This is a genomic window from Citrobacter sp. CK180, assembly GCF_030333655.1.
Taxonomy (GTDB): Bacteria; Pseudomonadota; Gammaproteobacteria; order Enterobacterales; family Enterobacteriaceae; genus Citrobacter_B; species Citrobacter_B koseri.
In genome coordinates, this window is the sequence record NZ_JAOWFM010000050.1 from 1 (window position 1) to 15,099 (window position 15,099).

Annotated in this window: 14 protein-coding genes; 6 read left to right on the forward strand and 8 right to left on the reverse strand. The window is 53.1% G+C overall.

What is annotated here, in order from left to right; all coding sequences use genetic code 11:
* The first annotated feature begins 338 nt into the window (after positions 1 to 338).
* A complete protein-coding gene (locus tag OGV50_RS12260; RefSeq protein WP_047461905.1) occupies positions 339 to 1,637 on the forward strand; it encodes an MFS transporter in 1,299 nt (432 codons plus the stop codon).
* On the opposite strand, the gene OGV50_RS12265 is transcribed toward OGV50_RS12260, so the two are convergent.
* The 5 genes from OGV50_RS12265 to trxC form a co-directional block, all read right to left on the reverse strand.
* Positions 1,634 to 1,957, reverse strand: a complete 324-nt coding sequence (locus tag OGV50_RS12265; protein WP_200090969.1) for a YfiM family lipoprotein — start codon at positions 1,955 to 1,957, stop codon at positions 1,634 to 1,636. The two genes, OGV50_RS12260 and OGV50_RS12265, sit on opposite strands and share 4 nt — an antisense overlap.
* 48 nt (positions 1,958 to 2,005) lie before the next feature.
* The gene (pssA, locus tag OGV50_RS12270) at positions 2,006 to 3,361 is read right to left on the reverse strand and encodes a CDP-diacylglycerol--serine O-phosphatidyltransferase (RefSeq protein ID WP_130028910.1); all 1,356 of its coding nucleotides are present in this window, start codon (positions 3,359 to 3,361) and stop codon (positions 2,006 to 2,008) included.
* Positions 3,362 to 3,475: 114 nt separating this feature from the next.
* Complete coding sequence (locus tag OGV50_RS12280) at positions 3,476 to 6,136, reverse strand: bifunctional acetate--CoA ligase family protein/GNAT family N-acetyltransferase (RefSeq protein WP_047461908.1); 2,661 nt, start codon at positions 6,134 to 6,136, stop codon at positions 3,476 to 3,478.
* Between the two features lie 35 nt (positions 6,137 to 6,171).
* Positions 6,172 to 6,870 carry a tRNA-uridine aminocarboxypropyltransferase gene (tapT, locus tag OGV50_RS12285; RefSeq protein WP_286488562.1) on the reverse strand — a complete coding sequence of 233 codons (699 nt, stop codon included), beginning with the start codon at positions 6,868 to 6,870 and terminating at the stop codon, positions 6,172 to 6,174.
* 69 nt (positions 6,871 to 6,939) lie between these two features.
* Entirely contained in the window at positions 6,940 to 7,359 is a 420-nt protein-coding gene (gene trxC / locus OGV50_RS12290) for a thioredoxin TrxC (protein ID WP_047461913.1), read from the reverse strand.
* Positions 7,360 to 7,567: 208 nt separating this feature from the next.
* On the opposite strand from trxC, the gene OGV50_RS12295 reads away from it, so the two are divergent.
* A complete protein-coding gene (locus OGV50_RS12295) occupies positions 7,568 to 8,614 on the forward strand; it encodes a tRNA/rRNA methyltransferase (RefSeq protein ID WP_115625818.1) in 1,047 nt (348 codons plus the stop codon).
* Positions 8,615 to 8,842: 228 nt separating this feature from the next.
* On the opposite strand, the gene ung is transcribed toward OGV50_RS12295, so the two are convergent.
* Positions 8,843 to 9,532, reverse strand: a complete 690-nt coding sequence (gene ung, locus OGV50_RS12300) for a uracil-DNA glycosylase (protein WP_047461918.1) — start codon at positions 9,530 to 9,532, stop codon at positions 8,843 to 8,845.
* A 318-nt stretch (positions 9,533 to 9,850) separates the two neighbouring features.
* Here ung and grcA point away from each other — a divergent pair, with 318 nt between their 5' ends.
* Positions 9,851 to 10,234 (forward strand): autonomous glycyl radical cofactor GrcA, encoded by a 384-nt coding sequence (gene grcA / locus OGV50_RS12305; RefSeq protein ID WP_012131205.1) that lies wholly within the window; start codon positions 9,851 to 9,853, stop codon positions 10,232 to 10,234.
* 46 nt (positions 10,235 to 10,280) lie between these two features.
* Here grcA and srmB read toward each other — a convergent pair whose 3' ends face one another.
* The gene (gene srmB, locus OGV50_RS12310) at positions 10,281 to 11,618 is read right to left on the reverse strand and encodes an ATP-dependent RNA helicase SrmB (protein WP_012131206.1); all 1,338 of its coding nucleotides are present in this window, start codon (positions 11,616 to 11,618) and stop codon (positions 10,281 to 10,283) included.
* Between the two features lie 131 nt (positions 11,619 to 11,749).
* On the opposite strand from srmB, the gene trmN reads away from it, so the two are divergent.
* Complete coding sequence (gene trmN / locus OGV50_RS12315) at positions 11,750 to 12,487, forward strand: tRNA(1)(Val) (adenine(37)-N(6))-methyltransferase TrmN (protein ID WP_024130106.1); 738 nt, start codon at positions 11,750 to 11,752, stop codon at positions 12,485 to 12,487.
* Here the strand turns inward: trmN and nadB are convergent.
* Complete coding sequence (gene nadB / locus OGV50_RS12320; RefSeq protein ID WP_286488563.1) at positions 12,472 to 14,094, reverse strand: L-aspartate oxidase; 1,623 nt, start codon at positions 14,092 to 14,094, stop codon at positions 12,472 to 12,474. The two genes, trmN and nadB, sit on opposite strands and share 16 nt — an antisense overlap.
* 273 nt (positions 14,095 to 14,367) lie before the next feature.
* Here nadB and rseD point away from each other — a divergent pair, with 273 nt between their 5' ends.
* Together rseD and rpoE are read left to right on the forward strand one after the other, a co-directional pair.
* Positions 14,368 to 14,523: a rpoE leader peptide RseD gene (rseD, locus tag OGV50_RS12325; protein ID WP_123907454.1), complete on the forward strand. Its 156-nt coding sequence runs from the start codon at positions 14,368 to 14,370 to the stop codon at positions 14,521 to 14,523.
* Positions 14,520 to 15,095 (forward strand): RNA polymerase sigma factor RpoE, encoded by a 576-nt coding sequence (gene rpoE, locus OGV50_RS12330; protein WP_006176728.1) that lies wholly within the window; start codon positions 14,520 to 14,522, stop codon positions 15,093 to 15,095. Before rseD ends, rpoE begins: the two co-directional genes overlap by 4 nt.
* Positions 15,096 to 15,099 lie beyond the last annotated feature (4 nt).

The window sequence follows — 15,099 nt, forward strand, 5'->3', positions numbered from 1 at the left end:
AAGTGAAGAGGCCATCCTGAGGGATGGCCTTTTTGCGTTCATGCGCCCGGGTGCAGCCGGATGGCGGCTGCGCCTTATCCGGCCTACAGACTGTGTGCAAAATACCCGGGATGTTTTTACAGGCCGGATAAGGTGTTCACACCGCCATCCGGCATATATGCGCTGTTCTGCCGGATGACTATTCCCTCCGTATACTCCTAAATCGTTTTCCTGCTAACTAAAATATCGATCTCTGTCACAAAATAAATAATAACAATTATATAACATTTCATTCACTAAAAAAGACAGTGAAAAGCACCGACGAGCTCGGGTGGATCTTTGGCGGGAGTATATTTCTAATGACTGAAAGCAGTGTAACTGTAAACGGGTCGCTGGCAAGCAGTGACACCCGTCGTCGCGTATGGGCAATTGTGGGGGCATCATCAGGGAATCTGGTCGAGTGGTTTGATTTCTATGTTTATTCCTTCTGCTCTCTCTACTTTGCGCACATCTTTTTTCCTTCGGGAAATACCACCACTCAGCTTTTACAGACCGCCGGAGTTTTCGCCGCAGGCTTCCTGATGCGTCCCATTGGCGGCTGGCTTTTTGGTCGGATTGCCGATAAGCATGGTCGTAAGAAATCAATGCTTCTCTCTGTTTGCATGATGTGTATGGGCTCGTTAGTCATTGCCTGCCTGCCGGGGTATGCCACGATCGGCACCTGGGCTCCGGCTCTTCTGCTGTTGGCTCGTCTGTTTCAGGGGCTGTCTGTTGGAGGAGAATACGGAACCAGTGCGACCTATATGAGTGAGGTAGCTGTTGAAGGCCGCAAAGGTTTTTACGCATCGTTCCAGTATGTCACTCTGATCGGCGGTCAGTTACTGGCACTGCTGGTTGTGGTTATCTTGCAGCAAACGCTGGAGGAATCTTCCCTCAGAGAATGGGGATGGCGTATTCCTTTTGCATTGGGTGCCGTACTGGCCGTTGTCGCGCTTTGGTTGCGTCGACAGTTGGATGAAACCTCAAAACAAGAAACCCGCGCGCTGAAAGAGGCTGGATCGCTCAAAGGACTATGGCGTAACCGTAAAGCGTTTATCATGGTACTGGGATTTACCGCTGCGGGCTCGCTGTGTTTCTATACCTTCACAACCTATATGCAGAAGTATCTGGTGAATACCGCCGGTATGCATGCCAATGTCGCCAGCGGAATCATGACGGCGGCGCTGTTTGTCTACATGCTAATTCAACCCCTGTTTGGCGCCCTTTCAGATAAAATCGGCCGACGGACATCAATGCTCTGCTTTGGCGCTCTGGCTGCGCTATTCACCGTACCTATTCTGTCAGCATTACAGAATGTCACTTCACCTTACGCAGCCTTTGGGTTGGTGATGTGCGCCCTGTTGATCGTGAGTTTCTACACCTCAATCAGTGGGATCCTGAAGGCGGAAATGTTTCCTGCCCAGGTGCGGGCATTGGGGGTAGGGCTTTCCTATGCGGTGGCGAATGCGCTGTTCGGCGGCTCTGCGGAATATGTTGCGCTGTCTCTGAAGTCCGTTGGTATGGAGACATCATTCTTCTGGTATGTGACCATTATGGCTATCGTGGCATTTCTGGTGTCGCTGATGTTGCACCGCAAGGGAAAAGGGTTACGTCTCTAATTCCGCGCCATTTGCCAGACGGCGTAACCCGTGGTTGCGCCTGCGACATCCCAGGCGAAGTCTTTCCAGCTCCAGCCGCTCCCTGCGGGGCGGCTGTCCCACATCTCTTTTGACGCACCGAGACTAATGGAGAACAGCAGCCCAACGGTTGCACTGCGATCGCGGCTCATTCCCTGATGCCGGGCATACTCATTCCCGGCGGCGGAAAGCATGGCTGATGCAATGAAGTGTTGCGCTTTATCCTGCCCGCTCCAGCTGTCATTGGACATATGGCTACAGCCTGAGAGCAACAACATGCTAAAAAGTATAAGGAAACGCACCGTGACCCTCACAGGAAAAACCCCGTCGCAGGGACGGGGCTTTTTGATTTACAGAATACGGCTGATTAATCTGTCGATTCGAATACGACGGAGTCTGCGGATGAGCTTACGGACTTTGACCGGATAGTCAGCGATGCTTTGTAGATCGCGGTAATGCTTAACAACCGTGGTGTGAGTGCGGATAAGCTCCAGCTCTTTCTCTCTCTGGGGAGCAAGTTCCTGTTTTGGATCGTGAATCAGAATTGCGTTTTCCAGATCCAGACGCCATGCTCGCGGGTTAAGGTTGTTCCCGGTGAGCAGCATCCACTTATCATCAACCCACATTCCTTTCAGGTGATAAGTATTGTCGTCATCTTTCCACAAACGCACTACGAGCTGATCGGTGTTGACGTAATACTGCAAGCGGCTGAGGAAGCGACGCAGGTTAATCTCGTAGAGATAGGGAAGCGCGCCGATGATTTTAAACGGCTCATCCTCAGGGATATAAAAGTCGTTGGCGGTTTTATCACCCACGATAATCTCAACCTTTTTCCCTTCGCGCAGCAGTTGGATGATGTTGCGAACCAGCAGTGCAGGCAAGTTGAAATAAGGTGTGCAAATTGTGAGCTTATGCTCTGCGCAGGGCATAAGATGGAAAATGGTCTTGTTCAGCAGGCTCGATTTTCCCAGCCCAACCAGTGGCGTAACGGAAAGTTGCTCGTTGTCGGCATCGCCCTGGAAATGGTATGACGCATCGCGCAATTCCTGGCGATACAAACGAATGTCGTTTTTAATCTCCGGGCTTTTCGGACGCTGGGAACTGTCCAGGCGATTTACGCCGCGACCGTTAAGCAGATTCTGCGTGACCCACTCATACATGATGTCGGCCATCTTTGCATTACGAATCAACTGGTAACGATCATAACGATATTTATCATGCTGATGCAGATAGACGTCGTTCAGGCTGGCGCCGCTGTAAAGGACGCTATCATCAATGATAAAGCCTTTAAAATGCAGTACGCCAAGCGCTTCACGCGTGTTAATCGGCACGCCGTAGACAGGAATATCGATTCCTGGGTTTTCTTGCGCCATTCGGCAATACCAGTCAGCGTTAGTATTGGACGCGGCTGCGCCAATGCGCCCACGCTGAGCGCGATGCCAGTCGACAAGTACCCGAACATCCAGCTCAGGACGCTGCCGTTTAGCCTCATAGAGCGCGTCGAGTATGCCCTTGCCGCCGTCATCCTGTTCAAGATACAGGGCAATAATGCAAATACGCTGCGTCGCGCTGGCTATCTTCTCCAGCAGAGTCTCCCTGAAATTAGCGGGAGCATAAAAGAAATCTACATCATCAACTGGCTGAGAGATCTTGGGTAGTTGGGCAAGGTGTTGTTGATGTTTATTACGCTTAAATTTTGACAACATCACAGTGCATTTCTTCTCTGTTCATTGAAGGGTCCTCTGTGCTATGCAGACGACATAAGCGAGCAATGATAACACCAGTACCCGTTAAAGTGGTCAACATTTCCAGTACCTTACTCACGATTCCTCGTATTGGGCCAGATTCAGCGTCAGCCCAACAATCCCCTCTTCGAGCTGGATATCAACATCAAACCCGAGCTTTCGGGCCAGTGCCACCATGCCGCGATTGTTTGGCATCGTAATGCCATTCAGGCGTCTCAGTCCGTGATCTCGGGTATAAGCAATCAATTTTTCCATTAATCGCCGGCCTAATCCTAACCCTTTGAGATCTGAGCGAACCAGCACGGCAAATTCCGCATCAATGTTATCCGGGTCGGAGATCGCGCGCGTTACCCCGAGGATCTCTTCAGTTTGATCAATACGGCGCACGGCAACAAATGCCATTTCCCGATCGTAGTCGATCTGCGTCATGTTGGCTAAATCTTCATGAGTAAATTCATTGATCTCGCTAAAATAACGGTAATACAAATCCTCTTTTGTTACCTGAGAAATGAACTGCTGTAGATAAGGCTCATCTTCCGGCAGGATAGGGCGAAACAGGCAACGTTCGCCATTTTTCATCTCAACCCACTCTTCAAGCTGCTGCGGATAGGGGCGAATAGCGAGTCGGCTCTCGTTGTCGCCATCATAAGGGGCGATATCCAGCGTGACGTCCAGCGCGGTAAACTCGCCAGCAGAAGCCAGCAGGGGATGGATATCCAGACGCTGAATTTCCGGGCAATCGACAATCAGGTTCGAGACCTGTACCAGCAGCTGGCTTAACCCTGTGATATCCAGCGGGCGTAGCGCGCTCCGGCCACGAATTTTTTTACTTTTGATTCCCTGAATAACCAAATAGCGCGCCAGATTCATGTTTAACGGCGGCAGCGCGACGACGGCCTGCTCTTCGGGCCGCCACTCTACGCCGCCTTCGCCAAGCATAATCAGCGGCCCAAAGACCGGGTCGTGTTCGACGACGACGCGAAGTTCCTGCGCGCCGGCACGGTTCGCCATACTCTGGACTAACAGACCGTGAATGCGCGCCTGAGGCCAGGCCATTTTTACACGATCGAAAATGGCATTCGCGGCTTGCTGAACTTCCGTTGCCGTGCGCAGATAGAGCATTACCCCCTGAACTTCCGATTTATGCGGAATATCCGGCGAACGCAGTTTTAACGCTACCGGGTAGCCAATTTGCTCGGCGATATGCACAGCTTCCGCGCTGTCGCCAGCAATCCAGGTGGGAAGCGTGTGTAACCCATACGCCTGCAAGATAGGCTGAACTTCATGGGTATCCAGAGACGTTGCGCCCTCTGCAATCGCCTGCTGTAACAGGTTATGCGCTTGAGCCGTGTCTGAGGTCAGATTGCCTGGCAACACCGGGGTTTCCCGTAATTGCTTCTGGTTACGCCGGTATTCCACCATGTGCATAAAGGCAGTGATGGTGCCTTCCGGTGTTCGATAGGTAGGTAATCCCGCTTCACTGAACATTTTGCGGGCTTCCTGAGAGGAAAACTCGCCGCACCAGTTGGTGAGCAAGGTGACGAATTTCCCTCTGGGATGATGTTTCACCGCTTCAATGAGCGCGTGCGCGCTCTCGGTGCCAGGTGCGGCGGCGCTGGGTGAGTGGATCACCATCAGCGCATCAAAATCCTGGCTGGCGAGTAAGATATTCAGCGTTTTGACGTAGTGTTCACAGCTGGCATCATCACGCAAATCCAGCGGGTTGGCGATATCGACGTGAGCAGGTAGCGCTTCGCTTAGCTTAAGGCGGGTCTCTTCGCTCAGGGTGGCGAGCTTGCCGTTGCGCGACCACAGCTCATCCAGCGCCAGCGCGGCGGGCGCAGCGCCATTGCTGATGATCATCAACCTGTCGCCACGTAATGGCCGCATATGACTCAGCGTTTCGACCGCCGAGAAGAGTTCGTGAGTATCCTGCACGCGTAAAAGCCCCGCACGCTGGATGGCGGCATCCCATGCCGGATCCATGCCGACACTGGTATTTAACAAACGTTGCGCCGCCGGGCTGCGACCGCTTTTAATCACCAGAATGGGTTTATTTCGCGATGCGCTACGGGCGGCGGAGACAAAGCGTCGCGCGTCGCTCAGATGTTCGAGATAGAGCAAAATGGCGCTGGTTTTGCTGTCGCGCGCCAGATAATCCAGCAGTTCATCAACATCAATGTCCAGACTGTCGCCAAGCGCGATAAAATAAGAAAAGCCCATCTCCCGCTGTTGCGCCCAGTCGAGAATCGTATTGGAGACGGCGGCGGATTGTGAAATAAACGCGAGTTTTCCACGCTTGATCGGAACCGGAGAGAAACTGGCGTTAAGCCCTTGCCAGGGGGCGAGTAAACCCAGGCTATTTGGGCCGAGTAGTCGCATTTTATAGCGTTGGGCACATGCCAGAAGTTCAGCGTGCTGCGCTGCGGGCGCCGACAAAATAATGCAGGTTTTACAGCCTTTTTCCCCCAGGGCCTCCAGCAACGCGATATTACGGCTGGCGTTGGTGCACAGAACGGCGAGATCCGGTGTAAAAGGCAAACTGGCGACGTCGGGCCAGGCCAGGACGCCTAAGACGGCTTTCCATGCGGGCGTTACAGGTAATACCGGGCCATTAAAGCCTCCTGCCAGCAGGTTACGCATCATCAGGTAACCTGCGCGATTGGGCTTCATCGACGCCCCTAGCACTGCTATCGATTTTGGTCGCAGTAGTGCTTCCAGTCCTCTCTGACTCATGCCGGTCTCCCTTACGCAGAAGTGACCGAATGATTTTAAACGCTTTCTGCTGTTTCTGTTGTGACGCTTCCCTGATGTTGCGTTTTTCCTGCCAGATAGCGCGTTTTAAAGCGTGAGAAGTGATCGCCTAAATGGGTTGCCGCGGCCGTGTCGCCCGCCAGATCCAGCAGCGCTATTGCCACTTCGGCAGTGCAATACTGCCCTTCGGCATGAATTTCTCGCAGGTGATAGGCGGAAAGACGCGATAAATCAACGGAAATAACCGGCAGGTTATCGAGATAAGGGCTTTTACGGAACATTTTGCGCGCTTCCGGCCAGGTGCCGTCGAGCATGATAAACAGCGGCGGTTTTCCGGCTGGTGGCGTGAAAATGACCTCGCGTTCTTCCCCGGCATAGGAGGCGGGGAATACGACCATCGGCTGATAATCCGGGTTGTTAACCAGATCGAGCAGCGCCTGCGGCGGTTCGGTACGCGACCATTGAAAGGCCGTTGTATCCGGCAGAATATCGGCAATCAGACGCCCCGTATTGCTGGGTTTCATTGGCCCGGTATCAAACATCACCAGACAAAAACGGCTTGTCGCCTGAGAAGGCGAGAGCGTATCGCACAGGCAGAGTTTCAACGGGAGCAGACAGCGCTGACAGCGACGAATGCGGTTTCCTCTGGCAAGAAAAGGACGCGTGGCGCGTGCGAGGCGTTCGGCGCGTAACTGGAGAACAGCGTTATCAGTCATGGAAGAATACAGTGAAAAACGCTATTGTCGCAGAGGTGAAAACGGGGCACAAGATGCGCCCCGTGGAGATTACAGCGATTCGTTCAGCCAGCTGTCGAATGGTGCTTTAGGAACTGCGCCATTTAACATGTCGATGACTTCGCCGTTCTTAAAGATCATGATGGTCGGGATGCTGCGGATACCGAAACGGGCGCTGAGTTCACGTTCCGCTTCTGTGTTAACTTTCACAAAACGCACCTTACCGCTGCGCTCTTCCGCGACATCTTCAAAAATCGGGGCAAAGTTACGGCATGGGCCGCACCACGGCGCCCAGAAATCGACCACCACAGGGAGATCGTCTTTCAGCAGCTTATCCAGCGTTTCACCGGTCGCATTAATCACCTCTCCATCGAACAGGTCGTGACCACAGCGTCCACATTTTGCCGCATCCTGAATACGATCATCGGGAATGCGGTTGATTGCCTGGCAGCTGGTACAAACGGTATTCATAACTAACCTCTGGATGAGTAGGGTAGACTTTTCCGGCAATCACGCCGATATGTTTCCAATATGTTACATATTATCGATGAGACTGTTTTAAACAACAATGTGTTTTATTCAATGAGTACAATAGTCATTAGCTTTTAAATGAAATAATGGCTAACCGGGTGCACATCGGGTAATCTTCGCGCTTCGCGCAGCGCTGGTGGAGAAAAGCATGAACGATGAATTAAAGAACAAAAGCGGCAAGGTCAAAGTGATGTATGTCCGCAGTGATGATGACTCTGATAAACGCACCCATAACCCGCGTACCGGGAAAGGGGGAGGTCGTCCAGGAAAGTCTCGTACTGACGGTGGCCGTCGCCCCGCCCGCGATGCTCGTGATGAAAGAAGCGGTCAGATTCGCGATCGTAAGCGTGAAGACTCACCGTGGCGTACCGTTTCCCGTGCGCCAGGCGATGAAACGCCTGAGAAAGCCGATCACGGTGGAATCAGCGGTAAAAGTTTTATCGATCCTGAAGTTTTACGTCGTCAGCGTGCGGAAGAGACCCGTGTCTACGGCGAAAACGCCTGTCAGGCCCTGTTCCAGAGTCGCCCGGATGCGATTGTCCGCGCATGGTTCATTCAGAGCGTGACCCCTCGCTTTAAAGAAGCGTTACGCTGGATGGCGGCTAACCGCAAAGCGTACCACGTTGTGGATGAAGCTGAACTGGCGAAAGCCTCTGGAACTGAGCACCACGGCGGCGTTTGTTTCCTGATTAAAAAGCGTAACGGTACGACCGTTAAGCAGTGGGTAAGCCAGGCGGACGCGCAGGATTGCGTGCTGGCGCTGGAAGATGTGGCTAACCCGCACAACCTTGGCGGCATGATGCGTAGCTGTGCGCACTTTGGCGTAAAAGGCGTGGTGGTACAGGACGCGGCGCTTCTTGAATCCGGTGCGGCGATCCGTACGGCGGAAGGCGGAGCAGAGCATGTTCAGCCGATCACGGGCGACAGCATTGTGGATGTGCTGGATGATTTCCGTCAGGCGGGTTATACGATTGTCACCACGTCCAGCGATCAGGGCAAGCCGTTGTTTAGTACGGCGCTGCCAGCGAAAATGGTGCTGGTGTTAGGGCGTGAGCTGGAGTCCCTGCCGGAAGCCGCGCGTGAACCTGGCGATCTGTGCGTGAAAATTGATGGCACCGGAAATGTTGAAAACCTCAACGTCTCTGTCGCAACCGGCGTATTGCTGGGCGAATGGTGGCGTCAGAATAAAGCATAATCAGGTGTAAGTGCCTGATGGTGCTGCGCTTATCAGGCCTACGGCAATGATTCGTAGGCCGGGTACTCGGCGTAAACGCCTGATGGCGCTGCGCTTATCAGGCCTACGGCAATGATTCGTAGGCCGGGTACTCGGCGTAAACGCCTGATGGCGCTGTGCTTATCAGGCCTACGGTAATGATTCGTAGGCCTGATAAGGCGAAGCCGCCACCCGGCGCAAAGCAAAAACTTATTCGCTCTCTGCCGGTAATACCGGCATCCAGTCAATCGGCTTCTCGCCGTGCTGCTCCAGCCACTGATTCGCCAATACAAAATGGTTACAGCCAAAGAATCCCCGATGTGCCGACAACGGCGACGGATGCGGCGCTCTCAACACGTAATGGCGCTGGCGATCGATAATCGCCCCTTTCTTTTGTGCGTGCGAACCCCAGAGTAAAAAGACGACCCCTTCACGATGTTCGTTAACAAGGCTGATCACTTTGTCTGTAAAGGTTTCCCATCCCAGACTGGCGTGAGAATGCGCCTGGCCTGCGCGGACGGTCAGCACGGTATTTAATAACAATACCCCCTGACGCGCCCAGCTCTCCAGATACCCATGAGCAGGGCGGGTAAAGCCCGGTATGGACGTTTCCAGTTCTTTATACATGTTCAGCAGAGAAGGCGGTGTGGCAATACCCGGACGAACAGAAAACGCCAGACCATGCGCCTGCCCAGGGCCGTGATAAGGGTCTTGCCCCAGAATCACCACTTTGACATCACCGAGTTCAGTGAAGCGAAACGCGTTAAATACATCCTTCTGTGGAGGATAGACTGTCATTCCTGACTGACGTTCGCCCGCAACGGTATGGAGTGTGTTAACAAAATAGGGCTGCTGCTTCTCATCTGCCAGCACATCGTGCCAGGTTAAATCGGTGGCCATCTCGCTCTCCTGCGAATTTTTCAATTTGCATAGCTTAACTGCTTCTTTCTATGGTGCAAAATCGCGTGCGTCACAAACCCGGCTACCCCTTAAAGATAGTTGAAAATTTATGTAAAAAGTTTATGTGTGGATATGGCGTAAGTTGATGTAAAACAATAAATTCCATGCAACACCCTCTTTGTGGTGTGGTTTTTGTTGATTTAAATCAAAGAATCAAGGGTGTGTGAGGGGTATATATACACTCAAGCAACAATGGTTTTACCAATTGGCCGCGAACAGGCCGATCATAATCAAACACTTTTGCCGGGGAGGCATCACATGATTACAGGTATCCAGATTACTAAAGCCGCTAACGACGACCTGCTGAATTCTTTCTGGTTGCTGGACAGCGAAAAAGGCGAAGCACGTTGCATCGCGGCGAAAGCTGGTTTTGCCGAAGATGAAGTGGTTGCAGTGAACAAACTGGGTGAAATCGAATACCGTGAAATTCCGATGGAAGTAAAACCGGAAGTTCGCGTTGAAGGCGGTCAGCACCTGAACGTTAACGTTCTGCGTCGCGAAACGCTGGAAGATGCCGTTAAGCACCCGGAAAAATATCCGCAGCTGACCATCCGTGTTTCTGGCTATGCCGTGCGTTTTAACTCCCTGACGCCGGAACAGCAGCGCGACGTTATCGCTCGTACCTTTACTGAAAGCCTGTAAGGCTGACTGATAACATAAAAACGCCGGGTTAGCCCCGGCGTTTTTTTTACTCTTCGTTGGACTGCTTCTGCGCGTCCGTACCCGTACCAGCAGGCTTGCGGCGTTTACCAATGTTTTTGGTATCACGGTGACGTTTCTTCACGCGCGGCTTCTCTTTTTCTTGTTTTTTCTTCTCAGCACGTTTAGCCAGCACTTTCTTGGACGGCTTGCCGGTCAGTTTTTCGCTCGGCGCACGAGTGGTTGGACGCAATTCATCAATGACGCGCGCTTTCAGCGTCTCTTCAATATAGCGACCCACTTTTCCCAGCAGCAGATGGTCATGCGCTTCTACCAGGGAAATCGCCGTTCCTTTACGCCCTGCACGTCCGGTACGGCCGATACGGTGCAGATAGGTATCGCTGCTGCGTGGCATATCGAAGTTAAAAACATGGCTTACATCAGGGATATCAATCCCGCGAGCGGCGACGTCGGTCGCGATCAGCACGTTCACGCGGCCATCGGTCAGACGTTTGATCGCTTCGTTACGCTTACCCTGTACCATCTCGCCTTCGAGATAGCAGTTATTGATGCCTGCTTCGCGCAGCCAGCCTGCCAGCTCATGTACACGCTCACGTTTACGTACGAAGACGATAGAGCGGGTGGCTTCAGGTTGTTTTAACAGGTGTACCAGCAAAGCGGTTTTGTGCTGAATGTCATCGGCACGGTAGTACCATTGATGAATCTTTTTGCGTTCGCGGGTAGACGGGGTCGCTGAGACCTCGACCGGATCTTCCAGCAGACGTTCCGCAAAATCGTTAATCGCGCCGCCTTCCAGCGTAGCGGAGAACAGCATGGTCTGTTTGCGCCAGCGGGTTTCACCTGCGATATGCTCGATATCCTGGGCGAAGCCCATGTCCAGCATACGGTCGGCTTCATCAAGAATCAGCGTTTCAACCGCGCGGCAGTCAAAGTTTTCTTCTTTAATATATTGCAGCAGGCGACCCGTGGTGGCGACCACAATATCCTGGTTCTCGCTGAACACCTCGGCATGGTTCATATAAGCCACGCCGCCGGTGATTGTCGCAATATCCAGATGGGTGTGTTTCGCCAGTTCACGGGCGTGATCGGCAACCTGCATCGCCAGTTCGCGGGTCGGCGTAAGGATCAGAATACGCGGCGGCCCGGATTTTTTACGCGGGAAGTCGAGCAGGTGCTGCAACGCTGGCAGCAGGTATGCCGCCGTTTTACCGGTGCCTGTCGGCGCAGAACCGAGTACATCACGCCCATCGAGCGCAGGCGGAATGGCGGCAGCCTGAATGGCGGTCGGGCGAGTAAAACCTTTATCCTGGAGGGCATCCAGCAGGCTTTCATCGAGTTCAAGTTCGGAAAAAGTCGTTACAGTCATGTTCTACCTCTGTGTGGGGCGCTGATTATAGACGTTACGGCTGCAATCTTCATCTGTTTGTATGGATATCGCTTCTCAGGTATTGTTTTCACCCTACGCTATTGCCGTTTTTCCAGGAAGGTTGTTCTTTCATGTCCCAGTCTACATCCACACTTCGTCGTAATGGATTTACCTTTAAGCAGTTTTTCGTGGCGCACGATCGCTGCGCGATGAAAGTCGGTACTGATGGTATTTTATTGGGAGCATGGGCACCAGTCGCAGGCGTAACGCGGATCCTCGATATTGGTACCGGCAGCGGTCTGTTGGCGCTGATGCTGGCGCAGCGTACCGACGAAAGCGTCACCATTGATGCCGTTGAACTGGACAGCGAAGCGGCGACGCAGGCGCAGGAGAATATCGCCCACTCACCGTGGCCGCAGCGGATAACGGTGCATACGGAAGATGTCCGGCAGTGGGTGCCGCGCCAGACCGCGCGCTTTGATCTTATCATCAGTAACCCGCCTTATTATGAACAAGGGGTGGAATGCGCAACGCCGCAGCGAGAGCAGGCGCGTTATACCACCACGCTCGATCACGAGGCGTTACTTACCACCGCGGCTGAATGTATTACGGAAGAGGGATTCTTCTGCGTGGTGCTGCCGGAACAGACTGGCAACACCTTCACGCAGCAGGCGTTAAGCATGGGCTGGCATTTGCGTTTACGTACCGACGTAGCCGAAACGGAGTCGCGATTGCCTCATCGGGTACTGTTGGCATTTTCCCCGCGAACGGGGGAATGCTTTAGCGATCGCCTGGTGATTCGTGGGCCAGACCAGCTTTACTCTGAAGGGTACACGGCGCTGACCCAGGCGTTTTATTTGTTCATGTAAGCGTTGAGCGGCGAAAGCACCGACGGGCCGGATTCCGGCAGCAATGCGGGGTAATCCAGCGTGTAGTGCAGGCCACGGCTCTCTTTACGCATCATCGCGCAGCGCACAATCAGTTCCGCGACCTGCACCAGGTTGCGCAGCTCCAGCAGATTATTCGATACGCGGAAGTTAGCGTAATATTCGTCGATTTCCTGTTGCAGCATCGTAATGCGTCGCAGGGCGCGCTCCAGACGTTTGGTGGTGCGCACAATGCCGACATAGTCCCACATAAACAGACGTAGCTCATGCCAGTTATGCTGGATCACGACCAGCTCATCCGGGTTTTCAACGCGACTTTCATCCCAGGCCGGAAGCGTACTAACGCTACGGGCATACGGCATACGTCTGTCGATATCTTCTGCCGCTGACCAGCCATACACCAGACACTCCAACAGGGAATTGGACGCCATGCGATTCGCACCGTGCAGGCCGGTATAGCTTACTTCGCCAATGGCATACAGACCGTCCACATCGGTTCGGCCAAAATCGTCGACCATCACGCCGCCGCAGGTGTAGTGGGCGGCTGGTACGACCGGAACCGGCTCTTTAGTCAGATCGATTCCCAACCCCAGCAATTTTTCATAAATCATAGGGAAGTGCTGACGCACAAATGCTTCCGGTTTATGGCTGATGTCGAGGAACATGCAGTCTGCGCCGAGACGCTTCATTTCGTGGTCAATGGCGCGGGCGACGATATCGCGCGGAGCCAGTTCGCCACGCTCATCAACATCAGGCATAAAGCGCGTGCCGTCCGGGCGTTTGAGATGCGCCCCTTCGCCACGTAGCGCTTCCGTCAGCAGAAAGTTTCGTGCCTGAGGATGATACAGCGCGGTAGGGTGGAACTGATTAAATTCAAGATTCGCGACGCGGCACCCGGCGCGCCAGGCCATCGCGATACCGTCGCCGGAAGAGATATCCGGGTTGGTGGTGTACTGATACACTTTCGATGCCCCGCCTGTCGCCAGAACGACTGACTTCGCGTGGCATGTTTCGACCGACTCTTTATTCCGATTCCAGATCCAGGCGCCGACGACGCGGCGTGTTCCTGGCAGGCCGATTTTATCGGAGATGATCAGATCGACGGCGTTACTCCGCTCCAGTACGCGAATATTCGGATGGTTCTGCGCCTTGCTGACCAGGGTAGTTTCCACTTCTTTGCCGGTGGCGTCAGCCGCATGCAGGATACGGCGATGGCTATGGCCGCCTTCACGGGTCAGATGGTAGCTCTCTTCCCCGTTCGGTTGCACCTGGGTGTCAAATAATACACCCTGATCGATAAGCCACTGTACGCAAGAGTGGGCATTGCTGGCGACAAACTCCACCGCGTGGCGATCGCAAATACCGGCCCCGGCGATCAGCGTATCTTCAACATGCGAATCGATACTGTCCGTCTCGTCGAAAACGGCGGCAATGCCACCCTGAGCATAAAACGTTGAGCCTTCGCTCACCGGGCCTTTACTCAGGACTATCACCTGATGTTTTTCAGCCAGGCGCAGCGCCAGAGAGAGTCCGGCAGCACCGCTGCCAATAATCAGCACGTCACAGGAAAGTTCAGGAGTCGTAGTCATAGCGTTTGTTTAATTTACTAAACAGTGTTTGGGCAGCATAGCACCATACTGCGCGATACAGCACGTTTTATTTTTGAATGTGTTGCAATGGCTAAACATTAAAGGAAAATTCAAGGGGAAGTAAAACAAAGAAAATATTTTGCGAAGCAGGCCGTTAGCGCCAGATTATGTGATGAAATAAAGTGGCTGTTGGGTTACTCTTCAAGCGGCTAAAAGGGCATTTCTATACAGATAGTGCGTTGTTCAGACTCTGTAGACTTATAATGAGAGATAATGATCTGTCTACAACATGACAAACAAAAACAGATGCGTAACGGAACTTTACGAAAAAGAGACACTCTAAGCTGTTGCTTGCTCATAGTGCAGTTTATGGAGTGGCGTTTCGAGAGCGCGTGGAAATTTGGTTTGGGGAGACTTTACCTCGGATGAGCGAGCAGTTAACGGACCAGGTCCTGGTTGAACGGGTCCAGAAGGGAGATCAGAAAGCCTTTAACTTACTGGTAGTGCGCTACCAGCATAAAGTGGCGAGCCTGGTTTCCCGCTATGTACCGTCGGGCGATGTTCCCGATGTGGTGCAAGAGTCATTTATTAAGGCCTATCGCGCGCTGGATTCTTTCCGGGGGGATAGCGCTTTTTATACCTGGTTGTACCGTATTGCCGTCAATACGGCGAAGAATTACCTGGTTGCTCAGGGACGCAGGCCGCCTTCCAGCGATGTTGATGCGATTGACGCAGAAAACTTCGAAAGTGGCGGCGCATTGAAAGAAATTTCGAACCCTGAGAACTTAATGTTGTCAGAAGAGCTGAGACAGATAGTTTTCCGAACTATTGAGTCCCTCCCCGAGGATTTACGCATGGCAATAACCTTGCGGGAGCTGGATGGCCTGAGCTATGAAGAGATAGCCGCTATCATGGATTGTCCGGTGGGTACGGTGCGTTCACGTATCTTCCGTGCGCGGGAAGCTATTGATAATAAAGTTCAACCGCTTATCAGGCGTTGACGAT